Below are 22,206 nucleotides of genomic sequence, written 5' to 3' on the forward strand. Positions count from 1 at the left end.
AACCACGCCCCGCCCGATACCGGATCTGTTGCGGAGCGAATTTTCCCACTATGCAACTGGTTGCATAGTTTCGGCGGCTTTGCTATGTTTGAGCCTGCCAGCCGGCGCGTACGCCGGCGCATCGAATCACGCGACGGCAGCCGCACCCGGCGGCCGCCCCAGTCCAGGAGATATGGATGTCCCTTCCCGCCGTGCTGCGCCGCGGCCTGTCGATTCCGGTCGTCGGCTCGCCCCTCTTCATCATTTCGAATCCCGATCTCGTGATCGCCCAGTGCAAGGCAGGCGTCGTCGGTTCGTTCCCCGCACTCAACGCGCGCCCCGAGCACGTGCTCGGTGAATGGCTCGACCGCATCACCACCGAACTCGCCGAGTACAACGCGAAGCATCCGGACGCCCCGGCGGCGCCGTTCGCCGTCAACCAGATCGTCCACAAGTCGAACGACCGCCTCGAGCACGACCTTGGTGTGTGCGCCCAATACAAGGTGCCGATCGTCATCACGTCGCTCGGCGCGCGCGAAGAGGTCAACCACGCGATCCACGCATGGGGCGGCATCGTGCTGCACGACGTCATCAACAACACGTTCGCGAAGAAGGCCATCGAGAAAGGCGCGGACGGCCTCATCGCCGTGGCCGCCGGTGCGGGCGGCCACGCGGGCACGCTCTCGCCGTTCGCCCTCATCCACGAGATTCGCGAATGGTTCGACGGCCCGCTGCTGCTGTCGGGCGCGATCGGCAACGGCAACGCAATTCTCGCGGCGCAGGCGGCGGGCGCCGATCTCGCCTATATCGGCTCGGCGTTCATCGCCACGCACGAAGCGAATGCCGTCGACGCCTACAAGCAAATGATCGTCGAAGGCGGCGCGGGCGATATCGTCTACTCGAATCTCTTCACGGGCGTGCACGGCAACTATCTGCGCCAGAGCATCGTGGCGAGCGGCCTCGATCCGGAAGCGCTGCCGCAGTCGGATCCGTCGGCGATGAATTTCGGCTCGACGCGCGTGAAGCCGTGGAAGGACATCTGGGGCTCGGGCCAGGGCATCGGCGCGGTGAAGAGCGTCGTGCCTGCGGCTGAACTCGTCGCGCGTTTGCAGCGCGAATACGAGGCGGCGCGCGTGCGTCTGGGCGTGGTCGCCACGCCGCAAGCCGAGGAACAAACGGTGGAACAAGCCGCGCTCTGATGCGCGGCGCGAGGCGGGAGCGATCATGCCGCGCCCGCCTCGCCTCGTGCTGCAGCGCCGCGTTTTATGCGTGCGACTTCACACGCGCGATTTCCTCTTCGACGTCGCGCAGTTGATCCTTGCCGAAGTACATTTCGTCGCCGACGAAGAACGTCGGCGAGCCGAACGCGCCGCGCTCGAACGCCGACTGCGTGTTCGCAAGCAGCGCGGCCTTCACATCGGCGCCCTGAATCGCCGTTTCGAATGCCGTGGCGTCGAGGCCGTCCGCCTCGAGCGCCGCGCGGATCACGGCGGGGTCGTCCATCTTGAGGCCCTCTTCCCACATGTGCGCGAACATGCGGTCCACGTAGCGCTCGAACGTGCCGTTGCGCTGCGCCGCAATGGCGCCGCGCATGATCTGCAACGTGTTCACCGGGAAGTGCGGATTGTGCCGATAGGCGCTCAGCCCATGCTGCCCGATGAAGCGCCGCATCTCGAGCATCATGAACTTGCGTTTGTTCTCGATGTCCGCGAACGCCTCGGCCGGCGAGCGATTGCCGCTCAGCTTGAAGAGGCCGCCGAGCAGGATCGGCACATATTCGAAACGCACCTGCTGGCGCGCTTCGATGCCGCCGATCACCTTGTGGCACAGGTAAGCGTTAGGACTACCGAAGTCGAACAGAAACTGCACCTTGATGTCAGCCATCGTGTCTCCCTTATGTGAATGCGCGCACCTTTGCCCGGGCGCGCCGACGTCCTAAGATACCTGAAACCGGGCCGCTGTAATCGACAGTGAGACAAACACCATGACGCAAAAGAAAGCCGTACTGGTAATCGGCGCAGGCGACGCCACCGGAGGCGCCATCGCGCGCCGCTTCGCACGCGAGGGCTACATTGCCTGCGTGACGCGCCGCAATGCCGACAAGCTCGCGCCGCTCGTCGCGCAGATCGAAGCCGAGGGCGGCGAAGCGCACGCCTTCGGCTCGGACGCGCGCAAGGAAGAGGACATGATCGCGCTCTTCGCGGAGATCGAAACGCGCATCGCGCCCATCGAGGTGGCGATCTTCAATATCGGCGCGAACGTGCGCTTCGGCATTACCGAGACCACGGCGCGCGTCTATCACAAGGTCTGGGAAATGGCCTGCTTCGCCGGGTTTCTGATGGGCCGCGAAGCCGCAAAAGTCATGCTGCCGCGCGAGCGCGGTTCGATCTTCTTCACGGGTGCCACGGCGAGCCTGCGCGGGCGCGAGGGCTTCGCGGCGTTCGCGAGCGCGAAGCACGCGCTGCGCGCCCTCGCCCAGTCGATGGCGCGCGAACTCGGACCGCAGGGCATTCACGTCGGGCAGATCATCGTCGATGGCGCGATCGACACCGAGTTCATCCGCGAGAATTTTCCCGAGCGTTACAAGCTCAAGGAACGCGACGGCATCCTGAACCCCGAGCACATCGCCGACGCCTACTGGACGCTGCACCAGCAGCCGCGCGATGCGTGGACGCACGAACTCGATCTGCGGCCGTGGCTGGAGCAATGGTGAGGCAACAGTTGCCCGCTCTGCGAAGCAGGCGATAATGGCGGCGAAGTGCACCGAACGCACACCGTCACCCTATCGAGCCTCACATGAAAATCGCAACGTGGAACGTCAACTCCCTCAAGGTCCGTCTGCAGCACGTCATCGACTGGCTCAACGAGAGCAAGACCGACGTGCTCTGCCTCCAGGAGCTCAAGCTCACCGACGACAAGTTCCCGCGCGCCGATCTCGAGGCGCACGGCTATCGCAGCTGGTTTGCGGGCCAGAAGACCTATAACGGCGTGGGCATTCTTGTGCGCGAAGGCCTGTTCGTCGACGAGGCCACCGTTGTGCGCAACATTCCGGGCTTCGAAGATCCGCAGCAGCGCGTGATCGCCACCACGATCGGCGATGTGCGTATCGTGAGCGCGTACTTCCCCAACGGCCAGGCGCCCGGCACGGAAAAGTTCGCGTACAAGCTGCAATGGCTCGACGCCATGCACGACTGGCTCGCGCAGGAGATGCAGCGCTACCCGAAGCTCGCGCTGCTCGGCGACTACAACATCGCGCCCGAAGACCGCGACGTGCACGATCCGAAGGCCTGGGAAGGCCAGAACCTCGTCTCTCCCGAAGAGCGCGCGCAGTTTCGCCGGCTGATCGAACTGGGTTTCGTCGATGCGTTCCGCCAGTTCGAACAGCCCGAAAAGCTCTTCACGTGGTGGGACTATCGCATGTTCGCGTTTCGCCGCAACGCGGGCTTGCGCATCGACCATATCCTGCTCTCGCCCGCGCTTGCCGGGCACCTCACCGCGTGCGAAGTCGACAAGGTGCCGCGCAAGTGGGAACAGCCGTCCGACCACACGCCGGTGATCGCCACGCTCGATATGGCGGGCTGAACGCGCGCCTTACCAGTTCCCCGCGAGCGTGGTCCACAGAAAGCGATAGACGAGCGCGTCATACTCCGCGCGCTCGAGCGAATCGCTGCCGGGGCCGTGACCGCCTTCGGTGTTCTCCAGATACCAGACATTCGCGTGCCCCTGCTTCTCCATGCGCGCGACCATCTTGCGAGCGTGCGAGGGGTGTACGCGATCGTCGCTCGTCGAAGTCGTGAACAGCGACGGCGGATACACGACGCCTGGCTTCACATGGTGGTAAGGCGAATAGGCGGCCAGCGCGCCCGATTCTTCGGCATCCTCAGGATCGCCATATTCGTCGATCCATGACGCGCCCGCATGCAGCAGCGGGTAGCGCTGCATGTCGAGCAGCGGCACCTCGCACACCACGGCGCCGAACAGCTCGGGGCGCTGCACCATGCAGGCGCCCACCAGCAGCCCGCCATTGCTGCCGCCCTTGATGCCCAGTTGCGCGGCGCTCGTAAAGCCATCGGCGATCAACTGCTCGGCCACCGCGATGAAGTCGTCGAACGAACGCTGGCGATGCTCGCGCTGCGCCTCGACGTGCCAGGCGGTGCCGTACTCGCCGCCGCCGCGAATGTGCGCGATCGCCACCACGCCGCCCTGCTCCAGCCAGCCGATGCCCGAGCCCACGAGATATTGCGGCGTGAGCGCGATGGCGAAGCCGCCGTAGCCCGTGAGCAGGCACGGCGACGCCTTGCGCGACTCGCCTTCGAGCACGGCCTTCGGGCCGATCACGGTGAACGGGACGCTCGTGCCGTCCGCCGAACGCGCGTGCGAGCGGATGACCGTGAGCGGGCCGGAGTCGAACTGCGTGGGCCAGCGGTCGAGCAATTCCCACTGCTGGAGATCGGTTTGCGCGAGATCGGCGAGCCAGTATTCGGGCGGCAGCAGATAATCGTCGACGTCGACGAAAACCTCGTCGTTGAGCGTGTCTTCAATGGGCGAGACATCGACCTGCGAGCTCGCACGCGCAGGAAACACGCGCGACTCCCAGCGCCATGCGCCCTCTTCCTGCTGCGGTTGCCACAGCATCGTGCGGCTCTCGACATCGTCGAGCCACGAGACGATCAGGACGTTGAGCGTATTGGTCCAGTCGCACGCCGACGTTACCGGCGTGGGCGTGAAGAGCGGCGTGAACGCGCGCTCGCCCGCAAGGAACGCCTCTTCGCGGATCACGAGCAACGCGCCGCCCTTGTACGTCACGCCCGCAACGCTCCAGTCGAGCCGCGGCTCGAGCAGCAGCCAGCCATGCCACGCGCCCACCGAGACATGCGTGGGCACGTCGTACACCTGCCAGTCGCCACGCTCGTCGAGACGATACGTGTATGAATCGAAGAAGTCGACGCTGCGCACCACGTCGTGGCGCTTCTCGACCGGATCGTAGTCGCCCTCCACGCTGATGTCGTCGAACTCGCCGCTGAAGACCACAGGCGCATCGGCGAGCGCGGTGCCGCGGGTCCAGCGGCGCACGTCGCGCGGGTAGCCCGAGCGCGTGAGCATCTTCTTGCCGCTCTTGCCGCCCGCGTCCCAACCCAGGTACACGGTATCGCGATCGATCCACGAAATGATGTGCTTGCCTTCCTTCGCGATGGCGAAGCCATCGCCGAGGAATTCGCGCTTCTCGATGTCGAACTCGCGCACGATAACGGCGTCGGAGCCGCCATCGGAAAGCTGGATCAGCGCGCGGTCGCCGTCCGGGTAGAGGATATCGATGCCCGCGCACACCCATGGCTTGCCCTCTTTCGCGCCGAGCGCGTCGAAGTCGATCAGCGTTTGCCACTGCGGCTTGTGGGCGCGCCAGTCGGCCCAGAGCGCGCGGCGCCACAGGCCCTTGGGATTGTCCTCGTCCTCCCACAGGTCGTAGGCCCACTCCTGCCAGCGGCTCGGGATCACGGGCCGCTCGCGCGGCAAATAGGCCTGCGCAAGGCGCTTTTCGAGCGCCTCGAAGCGCGCACCACCTTGCCACGCGGCGCGTGTGCGCGCGTTCCGCGATTCGACCCAGGCCATGACGGCGGGGTCGTCGAGCGATTCGAGCGAAAGGAACGGATCGGCCTCGGTGGGCCAGGGAGAAGTCACGGGCATGATCGGTCGTCGACAGGAAAACAGCGTCGATTATGCCCTGTGTGCGCGCCGATGGACTGCGCGCCGGGCCGGCTCGCGTGGCGCGAGGCCGGCCCGGTGCTCCATGCTAGTCCGCGCTCATTCCAGATTGAGTTCCTGGATCTTGCGCGTGATGGTGTTGCGGCCGATGCCGAGACGCTCGGCCGCCTCGACCTTGCGCCCGCGCGTAAAGTCGAGCGCCTCGCGGATCACGGCGGCTTCGAAGCGCCGCGAGAGTTCGTCCATGACGTCGGCGCTGTTTTCGCGCAACAGACGCGCGACTTCCGTGCGCAGACCGCTCTCCCACACGCTCAGCGGCGAGACCGCGGCAGCAACGCCGTTGGACGCGCCGAACGCCGGCGTGCCGAACACCACGCCGCCCGGGACGCCGCCGATCGCGCCGGCCACGGCGCCCCCAACCGGCGATACGCCGCCCGCGCCATTGGTCGCCGCACCCGCTTCGGAAGCGGCCGAAGCATCGGCGAGATGCACCACCGAACCCGCCGAGCCGTGCGCAGGCACGAGGTCAGGCGGCAGATCCTTGATCTCGATGGTTTGCGCGGGCGCCATCACGGTGAGCCAGTTCGCGAGATTCTCGAGCTGGCGCACGTTGCCGGGAAACGGCAGCGACGACATCCACGCCAGCGCCTCGTCCGATACGCGCTTGGGCTCGACGCCCAGCTCTCGCGCGCTTTTCTGGAGGAAGTGGCGCGTGAGCAGCGGAATGTCCTCGCTGCGCTCGCGCAGCGCAGGCAAACGCAGCCGAATCACGTTGAGCCGGTGATACAGGTCCTCGCGGAACAGCCCCTGGCGCACGCGCGTTTCGAGGTTCTGGTGCGTCGCGGCGATCACGCGCACGTTCGCACGCAGCGGGTTGTGCCCGCCCACGCGGTAGAACTGGCCATCGGAGAGCACACGCAGGAGGCGCGTTTGCAGGTCGAACGGCATGTCGCCGATTTCGTCGAGGAACAGCGTGCCGTTCTCGGCCTGCTCGAAGCGGCCCTGGCGCATGGCCTGCGCGCCCGTGAACGCGCCGCGCTCGTGGCCGAACAGTTCGGATTCCAGAAGATCCTTCGGGATCGCCGCGGTGTTCAGCGCGATGAACGGACCGTTCGCGCGTGGGCTATGTCGGTGCAAGGCGCGCGCGACAAGCTCCTTTCCGGTGCCAGACTCGCCGGTGATGAGCACGGTGGCCGCCGAATGCGAAAGCCGTCCGATGGCGCGGAACATGTCCTGCATGGCCGGCGCCTGGCCGAGCATCTCGGGCGCTTCAGCGGGACGCTCGTCCCACTGCTGCTCGCCGCGCATGCTTTCGTCCACGGCGCGGCGAATCAGCTCGACGGCCTTGTCGACGTCGAACGGCTTGGCGAGATACTCGAACGCGCCGCCCTGAAACGCGGCAACTGCGCTGTCGAGGTCGGAGAACGCCGTCATGATGATGACGGGCAAGCCCGGCACACGCTCACGCACGGTTTGCAGCAGCTCGAGGCCCGAGCCGCCCGGCATGCGGATGTCGGAGACGAGCACCTGCGGGCTGTCGTGATCGAGCGCGCTCGCGGCTTCGCGCACGTTCGAAAAGCTGCGGGTGGCGAAGTTTTCGCGGGCAAGGGCCTTTTCGAGCACCCAGCGTATCGATTGGTCGTCGTCTACTATCCAGATCGGCTTCATAAGATCGGTCAGAAGTCCTGGTGGCGTGCGGTATCGGTAAATCTAAATTCAGGCTTGGCTATCGATGCAACGGATTCAACTATCGAGCGGCAGCAAGATCTGAAACTCGGTGTGACCCGGCCGGCTATCCACTTCGATGAGTCCGTCGTGCTGCTGGACGAACGTTTGCGCGAGCGTGAGGCCGAGACCGCTGCCATCCTCGCGTCCGGAGACGAGCGGATAGAAGATGCGGTCGCGAATATCCTCGGGAATGCCGGGTCCGTTGTCAGTGATATGCAAGTCCAATGCCAGCTTGCACAGGCGTTTGGAAATCGTGACCTTGCGCGCGATGCGCGTGCGCAATTCAATGCGCGCGTCGCCCTGCGAAATGCGTTCGCGCAGCGCCTGCGCCGCATTGCGCACGATGTTCAGCAGTGCCTGGATCAACTGCTCCTTGTCGCCGCGCAGGTCGGGCACGCTCACGTCGTAGTCGCGCTCGATGGTGAGGCCGCGCGGGAATTCCGCGAGGATCACGGCGCGCACGCGCTCGCACACTTCGTGAATATTCACGTCGCCGACGATGTGCGGATGCCGGTGCGGCTCCAGCAGCCGGTCGACGAGCGTCTGCAGGCGGTCCGACTCCTTGATGATCACCTGCGTGTACTCGCGCAGCTCGTCGCGCTCCAGCGTGCCGAGTTCGAATTCGAGCAGCTGCGCCGCGCCGCGAATGCCGCCGAGCGGATTCTTGATCTCGTGCGCGAGATTGCGGATCAGATGCTTGTTCACGGCCGTGAGGTCGTGAATGCGCTCCTCGCGGTCGCTGCGCAAATGACGCTCGTTCTCGAACAGTTCGAGCAGCACGTAATCGGGCGTGCTCTCGAGAAAGCCCACGACCACATGCACGTTCAGCGGTTCGCGTCCGGGGCGTTCCAGCGAAGCGTCGAGCCGCGTCGCGTGAAAGCGATGCTCGGCGATCGACGCGATCGTCGAGAGCAGTTCGTCCGCGTTCGAGAATAGATCGGACCACGCCATCTGCGCGAGCTGACGGCGCGAGAGATCGAGCATCGCCTCCGCAGAAGGATTCGCGAAGGCCACGCGCAGCGTGCGCTTGTCGAGCACGAGCACGACCGTGGGCAGCGCCTCGAAGCCGGGCAACAGGCCCGACTCGACGAGCGGCGCGTCGTCGGAGAGCGGTTCGGCGTGGCCCTTTCTTGCCTTGATCAGATTCTTGAGCACCATGTTTCAGGCCGGCCGCCATACGGCGCGCCAGCAACGGTCCTGGTCGTTAATTCTGGTCAATACGCTGGTCAACAAGCGGGTCGATACGCCTCGTCGACGAGCGACAAGGCGTCCCAACGAAAAAGGGACGGCACCGCCGTCCCTTGGAGACCCAACGCGCACGCGTCCTGCGAGTCGAAGACACTGAACCGGCGCTTCGCTGTGTAGCAGGCAGCGAAGCGCCATCGCCAATTACAGCGAGTAGTACAGTTCGAATTCGACCGGGTGCGTGGTCATACGCACGCGTTGCAGTTCGCTTTCCTTCAGCGCGAGGTACGCGTCGATCATGCCGTCGGTGAACACGCCACCGCGCGTCAGGAACTCGCGATCCTTGTCGAGCGCTTCGAGAGCCTGGTCGAGGCCGGCGCAAACGGTCGGGATCTTTGCATCCTCTTCCGGCGGCAGGTCGTACAGGTTCTTGTCGGCGGCTTCGCCCGGGTGGATCTTGTTCTGCACGCCGTCCAGACCTGCCATCATCAGTGCCGAGAAGCACAGGTACGGGTTGGCGAGCGGATCCGGGAAGCGCGTTTCGATACGGCGGCCCTTCGGGTTCGACACGTGCGGAATACGGATCGATGCCGAACGGTTGCGTGCCGAGTAAGCGAGCTTGACCGGCGCTTCGAAGTGCGGCACGAGACGCTTGTACGAGTTCGTACCCGGGTTCGTGATGGCGTTCAGCGCGCGAGCGTGCTTGATGATGCCGCCGATGTAGAACAGCGCGAATTCCGACAGGCCAGCGTAGCCGTTACCCGCGAACAGGTTCTGGCCGTCCTTCCAGATCGACTGGTGAACGTGCATGCCCGAACCGTTGTCGCCGACGACCGGCTTCGGCATGAACGTCGCCGTCTTGCCGTACGTGTGCGCCACGTTGTGGACGATGTACTTCAGCTGCTGCGTCCAGTCCGCGCGCTGAACCAGCGTCGAGAACTTCGTGCCGATTTCGTTCTGGCCCTGGCCCGCCACTTCGTGGTGATGCACTTCGACCGGAATGCCGATCTGCTCGAGCAGCAGGCACATTTCCGAGCGGATGTCCTGGAACGTGTCGACCGGTGCGACCGGGAAGTAGCCGCCCTTCGTGCCCGGACGGTGACCCGTGTTGCCGCCTTCGATTTCGCGGCCCGACGACCACGGTGCTTCATCCGAGCCGATCTTCACGAAGCAGCCCGACTGATCCGTGTTCCACTGGACCGAATCGAAAATGAAGAATTCCGGCTCCGGACCGAAGAAGGCGGTGTCGCCGAGGCCCGTGCTCTTCAGGTACGCTTCAGCGCGCTTGGCGAGCGAACGCGGGTCGCGCTCGTAGCCCTTGCCGTCGGCCGGCTCGACCACGTCGCAGGTCAGCACGAGCGTCGATTCTTCGTAGAACGGGTCGATGAAGGCCGTGTTCGGGTCCGGCACGAGCAGCATGTCCGAGGCTTCGATGCCCTTCCAGCCAGCGATCGACGAACCGTCAAACGCATGACCCGACTCGAACTTGTCTTCGTCGAATGCCGACATCGGAACCGAAACGTGCTGCTCCTTGCCGCGCGTGTCCGTGAAGCGGAAGTCGACAAACTTGACGTCTTCGTCCTTGACGAGTTGCATGACGTCGGCCACGGATTTACTCATAACCTATTCTCCTGATTAACGATTTCGGCGAACGCTGCCGCCGTCCCAATCTTGTTGATCCCCCGCCGGCCGCCTCCTTCCCGGGCCTGTCCTGCTGACCCCGGTTGGCCGGCTGCGAATCGATCGAGACATATAAAGCAGCTTCCGTGCCATGCATGCGCCAACGTGGCGCAAATCCCTTTCGCGACATGCACTTGGAGTCAAAAATCGTGCGCCGCGCTTTTATGGAGCCGCCAGTGTGGCGGCTCATCGGCACCAAATTCGTGCAATCCCGAATTTGGCGCGCGAATCTCTCTTCATTATGGTGCAAAACACCTCGCATGCACCATTTCAATGCATCCCGCCCTTTGTGCCGCGAAGAGCATCGCTTACGCCCGGTTTCACAGTGCCCGGATCGTCCTGCCCGCTCCGTCCCCACGCGCTAGAATGGTTTTTTGGTCCAACGCGAAACAGGAGATCCGTTGTCATGAGTACGCTCGAACAGTTGTACGCCCAGGCCGAGAAACGCCGCGTCGAGAACCAGCTGCCCTACGCGGGCGCGGTGTCGCCCGCAGAGGCATTCGAGCTTCTGCAGCTCGACCCGCGTGCGCGCCTCGTCGATGTGCGCACGCGCGCTGAACTCGACTGGGTCGGCCGTCCCGTCGTGGGCGACGGCCAGTATTCGCACGTCGAATGGACCCGCTATCCGGGCGGCGTGCCTAACGCCGAGTTCCTCACCCAGCTCAAGAGCGCCGTGGAAGCCGACGCGCCAGTGCTGTTCCTGTGCCGCAGCGCCGCGCGCTCCAAGCTCGCCGCCATCGAGGCCGCCAAGGCCGGCTTCACGAAGGCCTATGACCTGCTCGAAGGATTCGAAGGCGACAAGGACGGCCAGGGGCATCGCAAGACCGTTACCGGCTGGTGCTTCCGCGGCCTGCCGTGGATCGGTGCCTGACACCGCCCCGCTCCGGCCCAGCGGGCCACTCTGAGCGCCCCGTGTGACACGCCGATGATGCGTCGCCGGCCCTCGAGCCGCACGCGGCGCCCCTCCGCGCGCTGGATCAAAAACCGGCGCGCGGCCCGCTGCGGCGCTCGCGATCGGGCGTCCCCTCGCCCGGCGCCGCCGGCTCGACCACATCGCCACCCAGCTCGTGCACGCCTTCGCGCAGCTTCACGAAGGCGGCCGCCACGGCCTCGGGCTCGCCCTTCACGCCCAGATCGATGTGCCGGCGCGCATAAATGCCGCCGCGCTCCGTATCGCCCACGCTCGGCAGGCTGAACACCCGCACGCCCGGAAAATCGCGCTCGATGCGCTCCATGAGCGGCGTGAGCGTCGACTCCGGCAGCTCGAACACGAGCAGCGACTTCTCGGCGTGCGGCGTCTGGTGATGCAGATGCGCGTACTTCGTGTCGAGCACCCACTCGATCATCGGCCAGGCCATCACGGGGAAACCGGGCACGAAGTAGTGATCGCGAATCGAAAAGCCCGGAATCTTGTTGTAGCCGTTCGGGATGATCTCGCAGCCCTGCGGGAACGTGCCCATCTGGAAGCGGTGCAGATTCTCGGGCGACTGGTAGTTCACGGGATCGGCGCCGGTGTGCATGTCACGGATGCGCTCGCGGATCGCCACCCCGGCGTCAGGGTGCAACACGAGCGGCACGCCCAGCGCCGCCGCCGCGCACTGGCGCGTGTGGTCGTCCGGCGTCGCGCCGATGCCGCCCGTCGAGAACACGATGTCGCCCGAAGCGAACGAGCGCCGCAGCGTCTCGGTGATGCGCTCGGGGTCGTCGCCCACGTACTGGGCCCACTCGAGCGAGAGGCCGCGCGCGCCGAGCAGTTCGATGACCTTCGGCAGATGCTTGTCGGAGCGGCGCCCCGAGAGAATCTCGTCGCCGATGATGATGACGCCAAATGCCATGGGTCGCCTCGTTGATTGTCTTGATGATTGAGCGTTAGTGCACGATCGTCACGTCGCCGGACGCCTGCTGCACTTCGTGCGCGCGCATGCGCTGCAGCGCGCGCAGGCAGTAGTGCCCGAACCAGAGCGCCGTGAACACCAGAATGAACGCATAGATCCAGATCGTCACCGCCGCCAGCACCGGGAAGAACAGCAGCAGCCACGCGGACACGGCCCAGATCGCCGTGGGCAGCGAGCCGAGCAGTCCGCTCACCACGCCGATCACGAGCAGCGGCAGCCGGTGGCTGCGCACCAGCGCGCGGCGCTCCTCGACGGTTGCGTGCAGCGCGAGCGCATCGTAGGTCATCACCCGATACGTGAGCCAGCCCCACAACAGCGGCGGAATCAGCGCGAAGAACGGCGGAATGAGCCACAGCGGCAGCGTCACGATCATCACGATCAGGCAGACGACGGTCGTGACGAGCGAATAGAACAGGCTGCCGTACCAGCTGCCGCCGCGCCGCATCTCGAGCATCCCGTACTGGCGCTTCGATAGATGGCCGATCACGCGCGGCATCGAAATCGCGACGATCAGCAGCAGCACCGTGATCACGATGAGCGGAATCGTCAGGATGATGACGAGAAACGGCGCGATCGTCGCGCGCAGCCAGCCGAAGCCGAGCGCGTCGAACAGATGATAGAGGTAGGCCGTCGAGGACCAGTTCGCGAGCGCGCCGCGCATCAGGTCGAGCAGCGGCTGCCAGAACACGTAGAGCACGGCGCCCCACACCGCCGCCGCCACGAGAAATGGCACGAAGGTGAGCAGCAGCATGGCGGGATGGAACACGCTCGCGAGCGCGCGTCCGAACGAACGCAACAGGTCATTCATGCGAGCGGAATACGGCGAAAAGGACGGGTGGAGAACACGGTGTCGGCGAAATCGGTGCGACCAAGCCGACAGCATAAACCACCGCGCGCATGGCGGGTAAGACGGCGGCGAGGAAGCGCGAGGACGCCGCGCCGGCCGCTCAGGTCACGGTGGCGTCGTCGCGCGCCTCGGCCGGCGCGGCGGTGGCGGCGTGGGCGCGCGAACGCAGGCGCCGCGCGATGCGGCCGAACGCATAACCCTGCTGCGCCCAGAAGCCCTCGCCATAGCTCGCGCCTTCGAGCTGGTCGCGAATGCCCGTGGGCTCGATCTCGCGATTGAACGACGCGCTGCCGAACAGCATGTCCCACCAGGGGAACAGCACGCCGAAGTTGCAGCCATAGTGGGTGCCTTCGTGGCCATAGCCGATGGCGTGATGGCGGCGGTGAAAGCGCGGGCTCACCAGCAGCCGCTCGCCGAGCCAGCCGAAATGCACGCGAATATTGGCGTGCTGCACGCTCTGCACGAAGTTCGTGAGCGCGACGAGCACCACGAATTGCGCGGGCGGCACGCCGATGACGAGCGCCACGGCGGCGAACATGCACGACTGGCCGATCACGTCGAGCAAATGGTTGCGGTCATCGCACCAGAGCGACATCTTGCGCTGGCTGTGATGCACGGCGTGCAGCTCCCACCAGACGCCGTACCGATGCGAAAGCCGGTGATACCAGTAGCTGAAGAAGTCGAGCACCACGAGGTAGATCGCGAACGCCACGAGCGGCTGCGTGGTCACGCCCGGCCAGAGATTGTCGAGGTCCACCGTCTTCACGCCCATGAGCCGCAGCGCGCCCTGCGCACGGTCGAAGAACGGCTGCATCGTGAAGAAGAACAGCAGGTTCAGAATGCCGAGACGCGTGATCCACGTGTAGAGCGCATCGACGCCCACGCCCTTGCGGTCGCGCCACTTCTCCGCGGGCACGAGCGCTTCGAGCGGGCGCAGCAGCGCGTACATCAGGCCCACTTCGAGCAGGCCCACGATCACCCAGTACAGCGCGTCGTAGGTGTCTTCGTCCACGTTCATCATGCCGATGCGGAAGAGCAGCGGCTGAATGACGTCGATGTAGAGAAGCGTTTGCAGCCAGGAGACGAGGTCGTCTGCCGAAGCGACCACGGACTGCCCCGCGTGCGCGACGAAGGCCAGCAGCGACGCCACCGTATCCATGCGCGCGCCCCGCTGCCTTACGCCCCGTTCGGCGCCGTGACGGGCGCGCGATCGTAGAAGTAGATGCCATGCGGCGAGCGGCCCACGGCGATGGTCTTGATGAGCTTCCTCGTTTGCATGTCGATGAGGCCGATGTGCTTCGCGAAACGGAACGTCACCCACAGGTAGCGCTTGTCGGCGGTCAACTCCATGTCGTCGGGGCCGGGCATCAGGCCGCTGATCTCGCCGGTCTTTTCGAGCGTGTCCTCGTCGATGATGCTGATGACGTTCGCCACGCGGCTCGACACCAGCACGTGGTGGCCGTCCACGAGCGAGCGGAAGTTGTGCGCGGCCTTGCCCACCTGGATCGTCTTGACGATCTTCTGGTTGCGCCAGTCCACCACCGCCACGTAGTCGGCGCCCGTCATGCCGATGAGCAGGTACTTGTCGCCGGGCGTGAGCCACAGGCCAGCCGGCGCGGCGCCGACCTTCATCTTCCAGAGCACCTTTTGCGTCGGCAGATCGACCGCGGCGATTTCGCCCGACACCTGCAGCGAAACGAACACGGTGCGGCTGTCGTTCGTGAACGCCAGGTGGCTCGGCATGGCCGAGAGCGGCAGGCGTTTGGCGAGCGTGATGTTGCTGCCGCCCGCGTAGTTGTAGATGTCGAGGCGGTCGAGGCGCAGGCCCGTGGTCACGAACCACTTGCGGTCGGGCGAGAAGCCGAGCTGGTACGGGTCTTCGACGTTTTCGACCCAGCGCTGCGGCTTGCCGGTTTTCGGATCGACGAACAGGAGGTTGTTCGACACCGAGTTCGCGACGATCAGCGAGGTGTTGTCCGGCGTGGGAAAGAGGTGATGCGGTTCCTTGCCCGTGGGCACGGTGCCGACGACTTCGTGCGTCTTGTCGTCGATGAGGCTCAGCGTGGCTTCGCCCGAATTCAGGACGATGATGTTGTTCGCGTAAGCGGCCGTGGAGGCGAAGGTGGCAACCGTCGCTGCGCAGGCGAGCGCAAACATTGCGGCCTTGGAGGCGACGCGGCTAAAAGTGTTGTTGTTCGGCATGAAGAATCGTTCCCGGGCAGATTCGTGATTGTAGAACGTCTACCCGCACGCAAGGTTGACGTAGGGCCCTTGAAATATGCAAGGGGCGCAATCAAGCGCCCCTTTTTCGAACCATTCGAACAACTGTTATGGCCCGCAATGCGCTTTATCGCTGCATTGATTCCCATACCTTGTGGAGACGCTTGACCGAGACCGGCATCGGCGTGCGCAATTCCTGCGCGAAGAGCGAGATGCGCAGCTCTTCGAGCAGCCAGCGGAATTCGGAGAGACGCGGATCGAACACGCCGCCGCGCTGCGAGAGCGCGCGCTGATACTGCTGCGCGAGCGGCTGGAATTCGGCGGCCTGGCGCGCGTCGCGCGCGGGGTCGGCGCGCAGCTTGTCGATGCGCAGCGCGACGCCCTTCAGATAGCGCGGGAAATGCACGAGCTGCGCATAGGGCGTCTCCAGAATGAAGCGCTTGCTGATGAGCGCGTCGACCTGCGCCTGCATGTCCGCGGCTGGCGCGCCGAAGGCCTTGGCCTGCACGAGCTTCTTCGCCAGCGACGCATATTCGGCAAGGATCTGCCCCACCAGACGCGCGATTTCCTGCGCGAGCAGCGAGAGACGTCCGCGGCCTTCGTCCTTGCGTGCGTGGAAGCTCGCGTCGTCGTCGGGCAGCGGGTCTTGCAGGCAGGCGCGGTCGAGCGCGAGTTCGACCAGCTGGTCGCGCAGCTCCTCCTGCGTGGCGCGCGCCATGAACTGCATCGCCATCTCGCGCAGACCCGGCAGGTTCTTCTCCAGGTAGCGGATCGGCTCGCGCAGCTGCAGCGCGAAGAGCCGGCGCAGCCCGGCGCGATGGATGCGCGCGGCCTCCTCCGGCGAATCGAACACTTCGACGTCGCAATGCGTGCCGCGATCGACGAGCGCCGGATAGCCGAACAGCGTCTGTCCGCCGCGGCGGATTTCCAGCAGCTCGGGCAGCTTGCCGAAATTCCACGTCGTGAGGTTTTCGTAGAGCGCCGTGGCAGGCGCGGCGTCGCCCGGCGAGGGTGTGTGCGGCGCATTGCTCTTCTGCGGCGCGTTGCCGGGCGCATCGCGCCCGACCTGAGCGTTCTGCGGTGCCTCACCGCCCTGCGCGTGCGTTTCCAGCGCAGCGAGCGCCGTCGCGCTCGCGAGCTTCTGGAATTGCTGCTGCGCCTGCGCGCCGAGTTCCGCGCGCAGCTGCGCGAGGTTGCGGCCCATCGCGAGCTGGCGACCGTGCTCGTCGATCACCTTGAAGTTCATGAAGAGGTGCGCGGGCAGCGTCTCCAGCTTGAAGTCGGCGGACTTCAGGGCGATCTGCTTTTGCTCGCGCACGTCGGCGATCAGCGCTTCCAGCAGGCCGCCCGCGCCGAAACGCTCGCCGCCCACGCGCTCCGCGAAGCCGGCCGCGTACTCGGGCAACGGCACGCAGTGGCGGCGCAGCTTCTGCGGCAGCGACTTCAGCAGCAGTTGCGCCTTCTCCTTGAGCATGCCCGGCACGAGCCATTCGCAGCGGCGCGCATCGACCTGGTTGAGCGCGTAGAGCGGCACCGCGAGCGTCACGCCGTCGCGCGGCGAGCCCGGCTCGAAGTGATACGTGAGCGCCATCGCCACGCCCGACATCGTCATGCGCTTCGGGAACAGTTCGGTCGTCACGCCCGCCGCCTCGTGGCGCATCAGGTCGTCGCGAGAGAGGTACAACAGACGCAGCTTGTCCTCGGGCTCGCCGCCCTTCCTCACCTCGTCGCGATACCAGCGCTCGAACGACGCGCCCGAGTAAATGCCTTCGGGAATCGCCTGATCGTAGAAGCCGTAGATCAGCTCATCGTCGACCAGCACGTCCTGGCGGCGCGACTTGTGTTCCAGTTGCTCGATATCGGCGAGCAGCTTGCGGTTGTGCGCGAAGAACGCGAGCTTCGTGTCGAATTCGCCTTCCACGAGCGCGCCGCGAATGAAGAGTTCGCGCGCACGCGCCGGGTCCTGCCTGCCGAACGCCACGCGCCGGCGTTGATAGACCGGCAGGCCATACAGCACGCCACGCTCGAACGCGCTCACCTGCGCCGCGCGTTTTTCCCAATGCGGCTCGGAGAGCGACGTCTTCAGCAGATGCGCGCCGACCTTCTCGAGCCACTCGGGTTCGATCTTCGCGATGCAGCGCGCGTAGAGGCGGCTCGTCTCGACGAGTTCCGCGGCCACCACCCAGCGCCCCGCCTTCTTCACGAGTGCCGAGCCCGGCCACAGATGGAACTTGATGCCGCGCGCGCCGAGGTAATGCGGCTCGTCGTCGGCCTTCAGGCCGATATTGCCGAGCAGGCCCGTGAGCAGCGCGTGATGGATCTGCTCGTAGGTCGCATCCGCTTCGTTGATGCGCCAGCCGTGCTCGCGCACCACCGTCAGCAATTGCGAATGCACGTCGCGCCATTCGCGCAGACGCAAGTGGGACAGGAAATTCGCGCGGCACGCATCGAGCAGCTGCCGGTTGGACTTCTTGTGCGCAACGGCCTCTTCGAACCAGGCCCAGATCTTGAGCCACTGGAGAAACTCGGAGCGCTCGTCGGCAAAACGGCGATGCGCCTGGTCCGCCTGCTCCTGCGCTTCGATCGGCCGGTCGCGCGGATCCTGCACCGAAAGCGCGCTCGCGATGATCAGCACTTCGCGCAGCGCCTGCTCGTCGCGTGCGCCGAGAATCATGCGGCCCACGCGCGGATCGAGCGGCAGGCGCGCGAGTTCGCGGCCGAGCGGCGTGAGCGCGTTGTCGTCGTCCACGGCGCCGAGTTCGTTGAGCAGCTGGTAGCCGTCGGCGATCGCGCGGCCCGGCGGCGGCTCGATGAACGGGAACGTCTCGATCGCCGTGAGATGCAGCGACTTCATGCGCAGAATCACGGCGGCGAGCGACGAGCGCAGGATTTCGGGATCGGAAAAGCGCGGCCGCGCGATGAAATCCGCTTCCTCATAGAGCCGGATGCAGATGCCGTCCGCGACGCGCCCGCAACGGCCCGCGCGCTGGTTCGCCGCCGCCTGCGCAATCGACTCGATCTGCAGCTGCTCGACCTTGTTGCGGTACGAATAGCGCTTCACGCGCGCGAGGCCCGTATCGACCACGTAGCGGATGCCCGGCACCGTGAGCGACGTTTCGGCCACATTGGTCGCGAGCACGATGCGGCGCGCGTTCGACGCCTTGAAGACGCGCTCCTGCTCCTGCGCGGAAAGCCGCGCGAACAGCGGCAGGATTTCCGTGTGCGGCGGATGATGCTTGCGCAGCGCTTCCGCGGCGTCGCGAATCTCGCGCTCGCCGGGCAGGAACACGAGCACGTCGCCCGAGCCTTCGCGGCAGAGTTCGTCGACGGCGTCGACGATCGCCTCCATCAGGTCGCGATCCGTGTCGCGTTGCGACTTCGCGCCTTTTTCACGGCCGGTCGTGCCCTGCGCGGCCTTCACCGCCGGGCTGTCTTCCTGCACCGGGCGATAGCGCACCTCGACGGGATACAGCCGCCCGCTCACCTCGATCACGGGCGCGGGCTGCTCCTCGCTGCCGAAGTGGCGCGCGAAGCGATCGGCGTCGATGGTCGCCGACGTCACGATCAGCTTGAGGTCGGGCCGGCGCGGCAGAATCTCCTTCAGATAGCCGAGCAGGAAGTCGATATTCAGGCTGCGCTCGTGCGCCTCGTCGATGATGATCGTGTCGTAGGCCTTGAGCAGCGGATCGGTTTGCGTCTCCGCGAGCAGAATGCCGTCGGTCATGAGCTTGACCGAAGCGCCCGGCGAGAGATTGTCGGTGAAGCGCACCTTGTAGCCGACCACTTCGCCGAACGGGGTATTGAGTTCGTCGGCGATGCGCCGCGCCGTGGCCGAAGCCGCGATCCGGCGCGGCTGCGTATGACCGATCAAACCCGTGCCGCCCGTGCCGAGGCCGCGGCCCAGCGCGAGCGCGATCTTCGGCAACTGCGTGGTCTTGCCCGAGCCCGTTTCGCCGCTCACGATCACGACCTGATTCTGCGCGATCGCACGCGCGATTTCTTCGCGGCGGCCGGAGACCGGCAGCGCTTCGGGGAACGTGATCGGCGGGACCTTGTTCGGCTCGACGTTCGTGCGTGGTGCACGCGGCGCTCGTTCCTGGCGTTCGGCGCGCGGCGGACGTTCACGCTCGCCTTCGTTGCCGGCGCGCGGCGCGTGTTCGGATTTCGGCTTTGCGGGTCGCTGCGGATTCGGCGGGTTCTGCGGCCTCGCCTGCTTCGGAGTCTGCTGCGCGCGCGGCGGTTGATTACGCGGCGCCTCGGGGCGCGCCTCGCGCGATTCGTTGGAGCGATCTCGCGGTGCGTTTCGCTGCGCCGGACGTCGATCGTCGCGCTCCTCGCGCGGCCTGGCCGGCTGCGCGGCGCTGCGCTCCGTGCGCGGTTCGCCTCGCGATGGCGATTGTGACGGCGGCCCGGCTTTCGTTTCGCTTCGCTGCTCAGGGCGTTGATCCGGGCGCTGCTCCGCGTGCGGCGGCGTCTGCTGTTGAGGCTGCGGTTGCGGCTGCGGTTGCGGCTGTGGTTGCGTCTGCTCCGCACGCTTGTCCTGCACGCGCGCGCCGCCCAGCGCGCCGCCGCCCATCAGCGCGGCAAGCTTGTCCGTCGACGCGAGCTTTTGCCCGTCGCCATACTTCTGCGACGCGCTTTTCGCTTTCGCGCCGTCCTGCGCCGTTTCCTTCCCGGCCGGGGTGTTGCTGCCCTGCGCCGAGGCAGGTCTTTTGGGTACATTCGACATGGGGGCGCATTATAATCCCGGGCATGAATTCCCAAACCGACCTCGTCCCCGCCACCGCCAGCGCGCCGGCCTCCGCCGCCGCTGCGGATTCCGACTCGCAGATCATGGCGCAGCACGCGCAGTTCGTCGACTGGATGCGATCGGTCGCGCCCTACATCCACGCGTTCCAGGGCAAGACGTTCGTCGTCGGTTTCGGCGGCGAGGTCGTGCACCAGAACCTGCTCAACGCGCTCGTCGCCGACATCGCGCTGCTGCAAGCCATGGGCATCCAGATCGTGCTCGTGCACGGCTCGCGCCCGCAGGTCGAAGAGCAGATGAGCCTGCACGGCGTCGAGTCCGAGTTCTCGCACGGCATGCGCATCACCAATGCCCGCGCGCTCGAATCGGCGAAGGAAGCGGCCGGTGAAGTGCGTCTCGACATCGAGGCCGCGATCAGCCAGGGTCTGCCGAACACGCCGATGGCGCACGCGCACATCAGCGTGGTGTCGGGCAACTTCGTGACGGCACGGCCGGTCGGCATTCTCGACGGCGTGGACTTCCAGCACACGGGCGTCGTGCGCAAGATCGACGCCGATTCGATCCGCCACTCGCTCGCGAGCCGCAAGCTCGTGCTGCTCTCGCCGCTCGGTTTTTCGCCCACGGGCGAGGCGTTCAATCTGTCGATGGAAGACGTCGCCTCGGCGGCGGCCATCGCGCTGCGCGCCGACAAGATCATTTTCCTCACGGAAACGCAGGGCCTGATCGACGAGGAAGGCGAGCTGATCCGCGAAATGTCGCTCGACGACGCCTACAAGCTGCAGGAAGGCGGCACCGTGCTCGGCGACGAGGGCTTCTACCTGAAGCACTCCATTCGCGCCTGCCGCGGCGGCGTGGGCCGCGCGCACATCATTCCCTACGCGCTCGACGGCAGCGTGCTGCTCGAACTGTTCCTGCACGATGGCGTGGGCACCATGATCTCGTACGAGAATCTGGAGAGCCTGCGCGAAGCCACGCCGGACGACGTCGGCGGCATTCTCACGCTGATCGAGCCGCTCGAAACCGACGGCACGCTCGTGCGGCGCGGGCGTCACCAGATCGAGCGCGACATCGACCACTTCTCGGTGATCGAGCACGATGGCGTGCTGTTCGGCTGCGCGGCGCTTTATGCGTACTCGCAGGAGCGTATCGGCGAAATGGCGTGCCTCACGGTCTCGCCCGAAGCACAGGGCTCCGGCGACGGCGAACGTCTCTTGCGCCGCATCGAGCAGCGTGCACGGGCACGCGGCCTCACGCGCATTTTCGTGCTCACCACGCGCACCGAACACTGGTTCCTGAAGCGCGGCTTCGTCAAGGCAACGGTCGACGACCTGCCCGAGGACCGCCGCCGCCTCTATAACTGGCAGCGCAAATCGCTCGTGCTGATGAAACAGCTCTGAGCGCGCCGCCACCCACACATACGACTACAGGAGAAGCACAGCATGGCCCGTATGATCCAATGCGCGAAGCTCGGCAAGGAAGCCGAAGGTCTCGACTTTCCGCCGCTGCCGGGCGAGCTCGGCAAGCGCATCTACGAAAACGTTTCGAAAGAGGCATGGCAGCAGTGGCTCAAGCAGCAGACCATGCTCATCAACGAAAACCGCCTGAACATGGCCGATCCGCGCGCGCGCCAGTACCTGATGAAGCAGACCGAGAAGTTCTTCTTCGGCGAAGGCGCCGACCAGGCTTCGGGCTACGTGCCGCCGACCGAAGGCTAAGGCCTCGCGATGCGCGCCGGGATCTGTCCCTGAGCGGTACATACGCAGCAGATTGCCCTGCAAAAACCGCGCCCCCGGCGCGGTTTTTTTATGCGCTTCATGGGCTTTCCGGGCTGCGGAAACGGTTCCATCGAAACGGCGCAATCCCCCGCCACATGGGGCTTCCAGCCCGCGCCCCGAATCCCCGCAGATACCGGGGTTTGCGCGATCTTCCGTTATCGTGCTAACATGTGGCCTCGTTCAACAGGCATTAGCCATTAACTGCATTTGGAACGGCACCCCAAAACGCCAGTATCCCGAATGCGCATATGACAAAAGGAACGCTCCGCCACGCGGGCTTCTTTTTCGTTTCAGCGGCGCTTTGACCAGGCAACCCCAGGCACCTCGTGCCGGTCCAGCGTCCTCATGCGACCTGCCCCCCATCCACGGCCACGCAGGCGCAACGTTAACAACAATTTGTCCGAGTGTCGTTTCGCGACACTTCAGCATTGCTTTCGTGCGCCGCTC

At 65.7% G+C, this 22,206-nt stretch carries 16 protein-coding genes; 6 read left to right on the plus strand and 10 right to left on the minus strand.

Annotation, left to right across the window (positions count from 1 at the left end; translation table 11 throughout):
- Positions 1-176 precede the first annotated feature (176 nt).
- On the plus strand, positions 177-1,178 hold the full coding sequence (locus AB4Y35_RS34270; protein WP_368707893.1) for an NAD(P)H-dependent flavin oxidoreductase: 1,002 nt from the start codon (positions 177-179) through the stop codon (positions 1,176-1,178).
- Between the two features lie 64 nt (positions 1,179-1,242).
- Here AB4Y35_RS34270 and AB4Y35_RS34275 read toward each other — a convergent pair whose 3' ends face one another.
- Positions 1,243-1,863, minus strand: a complete 621-nt coding sequence (locus tag AB4Y35_RS34275) for a 2-hydroxychromene-2-carboxylate isomerase (RefSeq protein WP_368707894.1) — start codon at positions 1,861-1,863, stop codon at positions 1,243-1,245.
- Positions 1,864-1,963: 100 nt separating this feature from the next.
- On the opposite strand from AB4Y35_RS34275, the gene AB4Y35_RS34280 reads away from it, so the two are divergent.
- Together AB4Y35_RS34280 and xth are read left to right on the plus strand one after the other, a co-directional pair.
- Positions 1,964-2,692 (plus strand): SDR family oxidoreductase, encoded by a 729-nt coding sequence (locus AB4Y35_RS34280; protein ID WP_368707895.1) that lies wholly within the window; start codon positions 1,964-1,966, stop codon positions 2,690-2,692.
- Between the two features lie 83 nt (positions 2,693-2,775).
- Positions 2,776-3,561 (plus strand): exodeoxyribonuclease III, encoded by a 786-nt coding sequence (xth, locus tag AB4Y35_RS34285; RefSeq protein WP_368707896.1) that lies wholly within the window; start codon positions 2,776-2,778, stop codon positions 3,559-3,561.
- Positions 3,562-3,570: 9 nt separating this feature from the next.
- On the opposite strand, the gene AB4Y35_RS34290 is transcribed toward xth, so the two are convergent.
- The 4 genes from AB4Y35_RS34290 to glnA form a co-directional block, all read right to left on the minus strand.
- Entirely contained in the window at positions 3,571-5,664 is a 2,094-nt protein-coding gene (locus AB4Y35_RS34290; RefSeq protein ID WP_368707897.1) for a prolyl oligopeptidase family protein, read from the minus strand.
- Between the two features lie 117 nt (positions 5,665-5,781).
- A complete protein-coding gene (ntrC, locus tag AB4Y35_RS34295) occupies positions 5,782-7,350 on the minus strand; it encodes a nitrogen regulation protein NR(I) (RefSeq protein WP_368707898.1) in 1,569 nt (522 codons plus the stop codon).
- Between the two features lie 75 nt (positions 7,351-7,425).
- Positions 7,426-8,568, minus strand: a complete 1,143-nt coding sequence (gene glnL, locus AB4Y35_RS34300) for a nitrogen regulation protein NR(II) (RefSeq protein ID WP_368707899.1) — start codon at positions 8,566-8,568, stop codon at positions 7,426-7,428.
- Positions 8,569-8,799: 231 nt separating this feature from the next.
- Complete coding sequence (gene glnA, locus AB4Y35_RS34305; protein ID WP_342923671.1) at positions 8,800-10,215, minus strand: type I glutamate--ammonia ligase; 1,416 nt, start codon at positions 10,213-10,215, stop codon at positions 8,800-8,802.
- Between the two features lie 466 nt (positions 10,216-10,681).
- On the opposite strand from glnA, the gene AB4Y35_RS34310 reads away from it, so the two are divergent.
- Positions 10,682-11,146, plus strand: coding sequence for a rhodanese-like domain-containing protein (locus AB4Y35_RS34310; RefSeq protein WP_133181498.1), 465 nt, complete (start codon positions 10,682-10,684; stop codon positions 11,144-11,146).
- A 106-nt stretch (positions 11,147-11,252) separates the two neighbouring features.
- Here AB4Y35_RS34310 and AB4Y35_RS34315 read toward each other — a convergent pair whose 3' ends face one another.
- The 5 genes from AB4Y35_RS34315 to hrpA all read right to left on the minus strand — a co-directional run bounded on the left by AB4Y35_RS34315 (position 11,253) and on the right by hrpA (position 19,966).
- A complete protein-coding gene (locus AB4Y35_RS34315; RefSeq protein ID WP_368707900.1) occupies positions 11,253-12,110 on the minus strand; it encodes a competence/damage-inducible protein A in 858 nt (285 codons plus the stop codon).
- Between the two features lie 34 nt (positions 12,111-12,144).
- Entirely contained in the window at positions 12,145-12,978 is an 834-nt protein-coding gene (locus AB4Y35_RS34320) for an EI24 domain-containing protein (RefSeq protein WP_368707901.1), read from the minus strand.
- Positions 12,979-13,117: 139 nt separating this feature from the next.
- On the minus strand, positions 13,118-14,176 hold the full coding sequence (locus AB4Y35_RS34325; RefSeq protein WP_368707902.1) for a sterol desaturase family protein: 1,059 nt from the start codon (positions 14,174-14,176) through the stop codon (positions 13,118-13,120).
- 17 nt (positions 14,177-14,193) lie between these two features.
- Positions 14,194-15,219 (minus strand): beta-propeller fold lactonase family protein, encoded by a 1,026-nt coding sequence (locus tag AB4Y35_RS34330; RefSeq protein WP_368693566.1) that lies wholly within the window; start codon positions 15,217-15,219, stop codon positions 14,194-14,196.
- Between the two features lie 145 nt (positions 15,220-15,364).
- The gene (hrpA, locus tag AB4Y35_RS34335; RefSeq protein WP_368707903.1) at positions 15,365-19,966 is read right to left on the minus strand and encodes an ATP-dependent RNA helicase HrpA; all 4,602 of its coding nucleotides are present in this window, start codon (positions 19,964-19,966) and stop codon (positions 15,365-15,367) included.
- 23 nt (positions 19,967-19,989) lie between these two features.
- On the opposite strand from hrpA, the gene argA reads away from it, so the two are divergent.
- Positions 19,990-21,381 (plus strand): amino-acid N-acetyltransferase, encoded by a 1,392-nt coding sequence (gene argA, locus AB4Y35_RS34340; protein WP_133181507.1) that lies wholly within the window; start codon positions 19,990-19,992, stop codon positions 21,379-21,381.
- Between the two features lie 42 nt (positions 21,382-21,423).
- Entirely contained in the window at positions 21,424-21,699 is a 276-nt protein-coding gene (locus AB4Y35_RS34345; protein WP_028204208.1) for an oxidative damage protection protein, read from the plus strand.
- The last annotated feature ends 507 nt before the right edge of the window (positions 21,700-22,206 follow it).

It is taken from the genome of Paraburkholderia sp. EG286A (assembly GCF_040965375.1).
Lineage (GTDB): Bacteria > Pseudomonadota > Gammaproteobacteria > Burkholderiales > Burkholderiaceae > Paraburkholderia.

Excerpts from the sequence above, each read along its gene's own strand:
- AB4Y35_RS34270 (WP_368707893.1), top strand. The coding sequence starts at position 177 with ATGTCCCTTCCCGCCGTGCTGCGCCGCGGCCTGTCGATTCCGGTCGTC.
- AB4Y35_RS34275 (WP_368707894.1), bottom strand. The coding sequence starts at position 1,863 with ATGGCTGACATCAAGGTGCAGTTTCTGTTCGACTTCGGTAGTCCTAAC.
- AB4Y35_RS34280 (WP_368707895.1), top strand. The coding sequence starts at position 1,964 with ATGACGCAAAAGAAAGCCGTACTGGTAATCGGCGCAGGCGACGCCACC.
- xth (WP_368707896.1), top strand. The coding sequence starts at position 2,776 with ATGAAAATCGCAACGTGGAACGTCAACTCCCTCAAGGTCCGTCTGCAG.
- AB4Y35_RS34290 (WP_368707897.1), bottom strand. The coding sequence starts at position 5,664 with ATGCCCGTGACTTCTCCCTGGCCCACCGAGGCCGATCCGTTCCTTTCG.
- ntrC (WP_368707898.1), bottom strand. The coding sequence starts at position 7,350 with ATGAAGCCGATCTGGATAGTAGACGACGACCAATCGATACGCTGGGTG.
- glnL (WP_368707899.1), bottom strand. The coding sequence starts at position 8,568 with ATGGTGCTCAAGAATCTGATCAAGGCAAGAAAGGGCCACGCCGAACCG.
- glnA (WP_342923671.1), bottom strand. The coding sequence starts at position 10,215 with ATGAGTAAATCCGTGGCCGACGTCATGCAACTCGTCAAGGACGAAGAC.
- AB4Y35_RS34310 (WP_133181498.1), top strand. The coding sequence starts at position 10,682 with ATGAGTACGCTCGAACAGTTGTACGCCCAGGCCGAGAAACGCCGCGTC.
- AB4Y35_RS34315 (WP_368707900.1), bottom strand. The coding sequence starts at position 12,110 with ATGGCATTTGGCGTCATCATCATCGGCGACGAGATTCTCTCGGGGCGC.
- AB4Y35_RS34320 (WP_368707901.1), bottom strand. The coding sequence starts at position 12,978 with ATGAATGACCTGTTGCGTTCGTTCGGACGCGCGCTCGCGAGCGTGTTC.
- AB4Y35_RS34325 (WP_368707902.1), bottom strand. The coding sequence starts at position 14,176 with ATGGATACGGTGGCGTCGCTGCTGGCCTTCGTCGCGCACGCGGGGCAG.
- AB4Y35_RS34330 (WP_368693566.1), bottom strand. The coding sequence starts at position 15,219 with ATGCCGAACAACAACACTTTTAGCCGCGTCGCCTCCAAGGCCGCAATG.
- hrpA (WP_368707903.1), bottom strand. The coding sequence starts at position 19,966 with ATGTCGAATGTACCCAAAAGACCTGCCTCGGCGCAGGGCAGCAACACC.
- argA (WP_133181507.1), top strand. The coding sequence starts at position 19,990 with ATGAATTCCCAAACCGACCTCGTCCCCGCCACCGCCAGCGCGCCGGCC.
- AB4Y35_RS34345 (WP_028204208.1), top strand. The coding sequence starts at position 21,424 with ATGGCCCGTATGATCCAATGCGCGAAGCTCGGCAAGGAAGCCGAAGGT.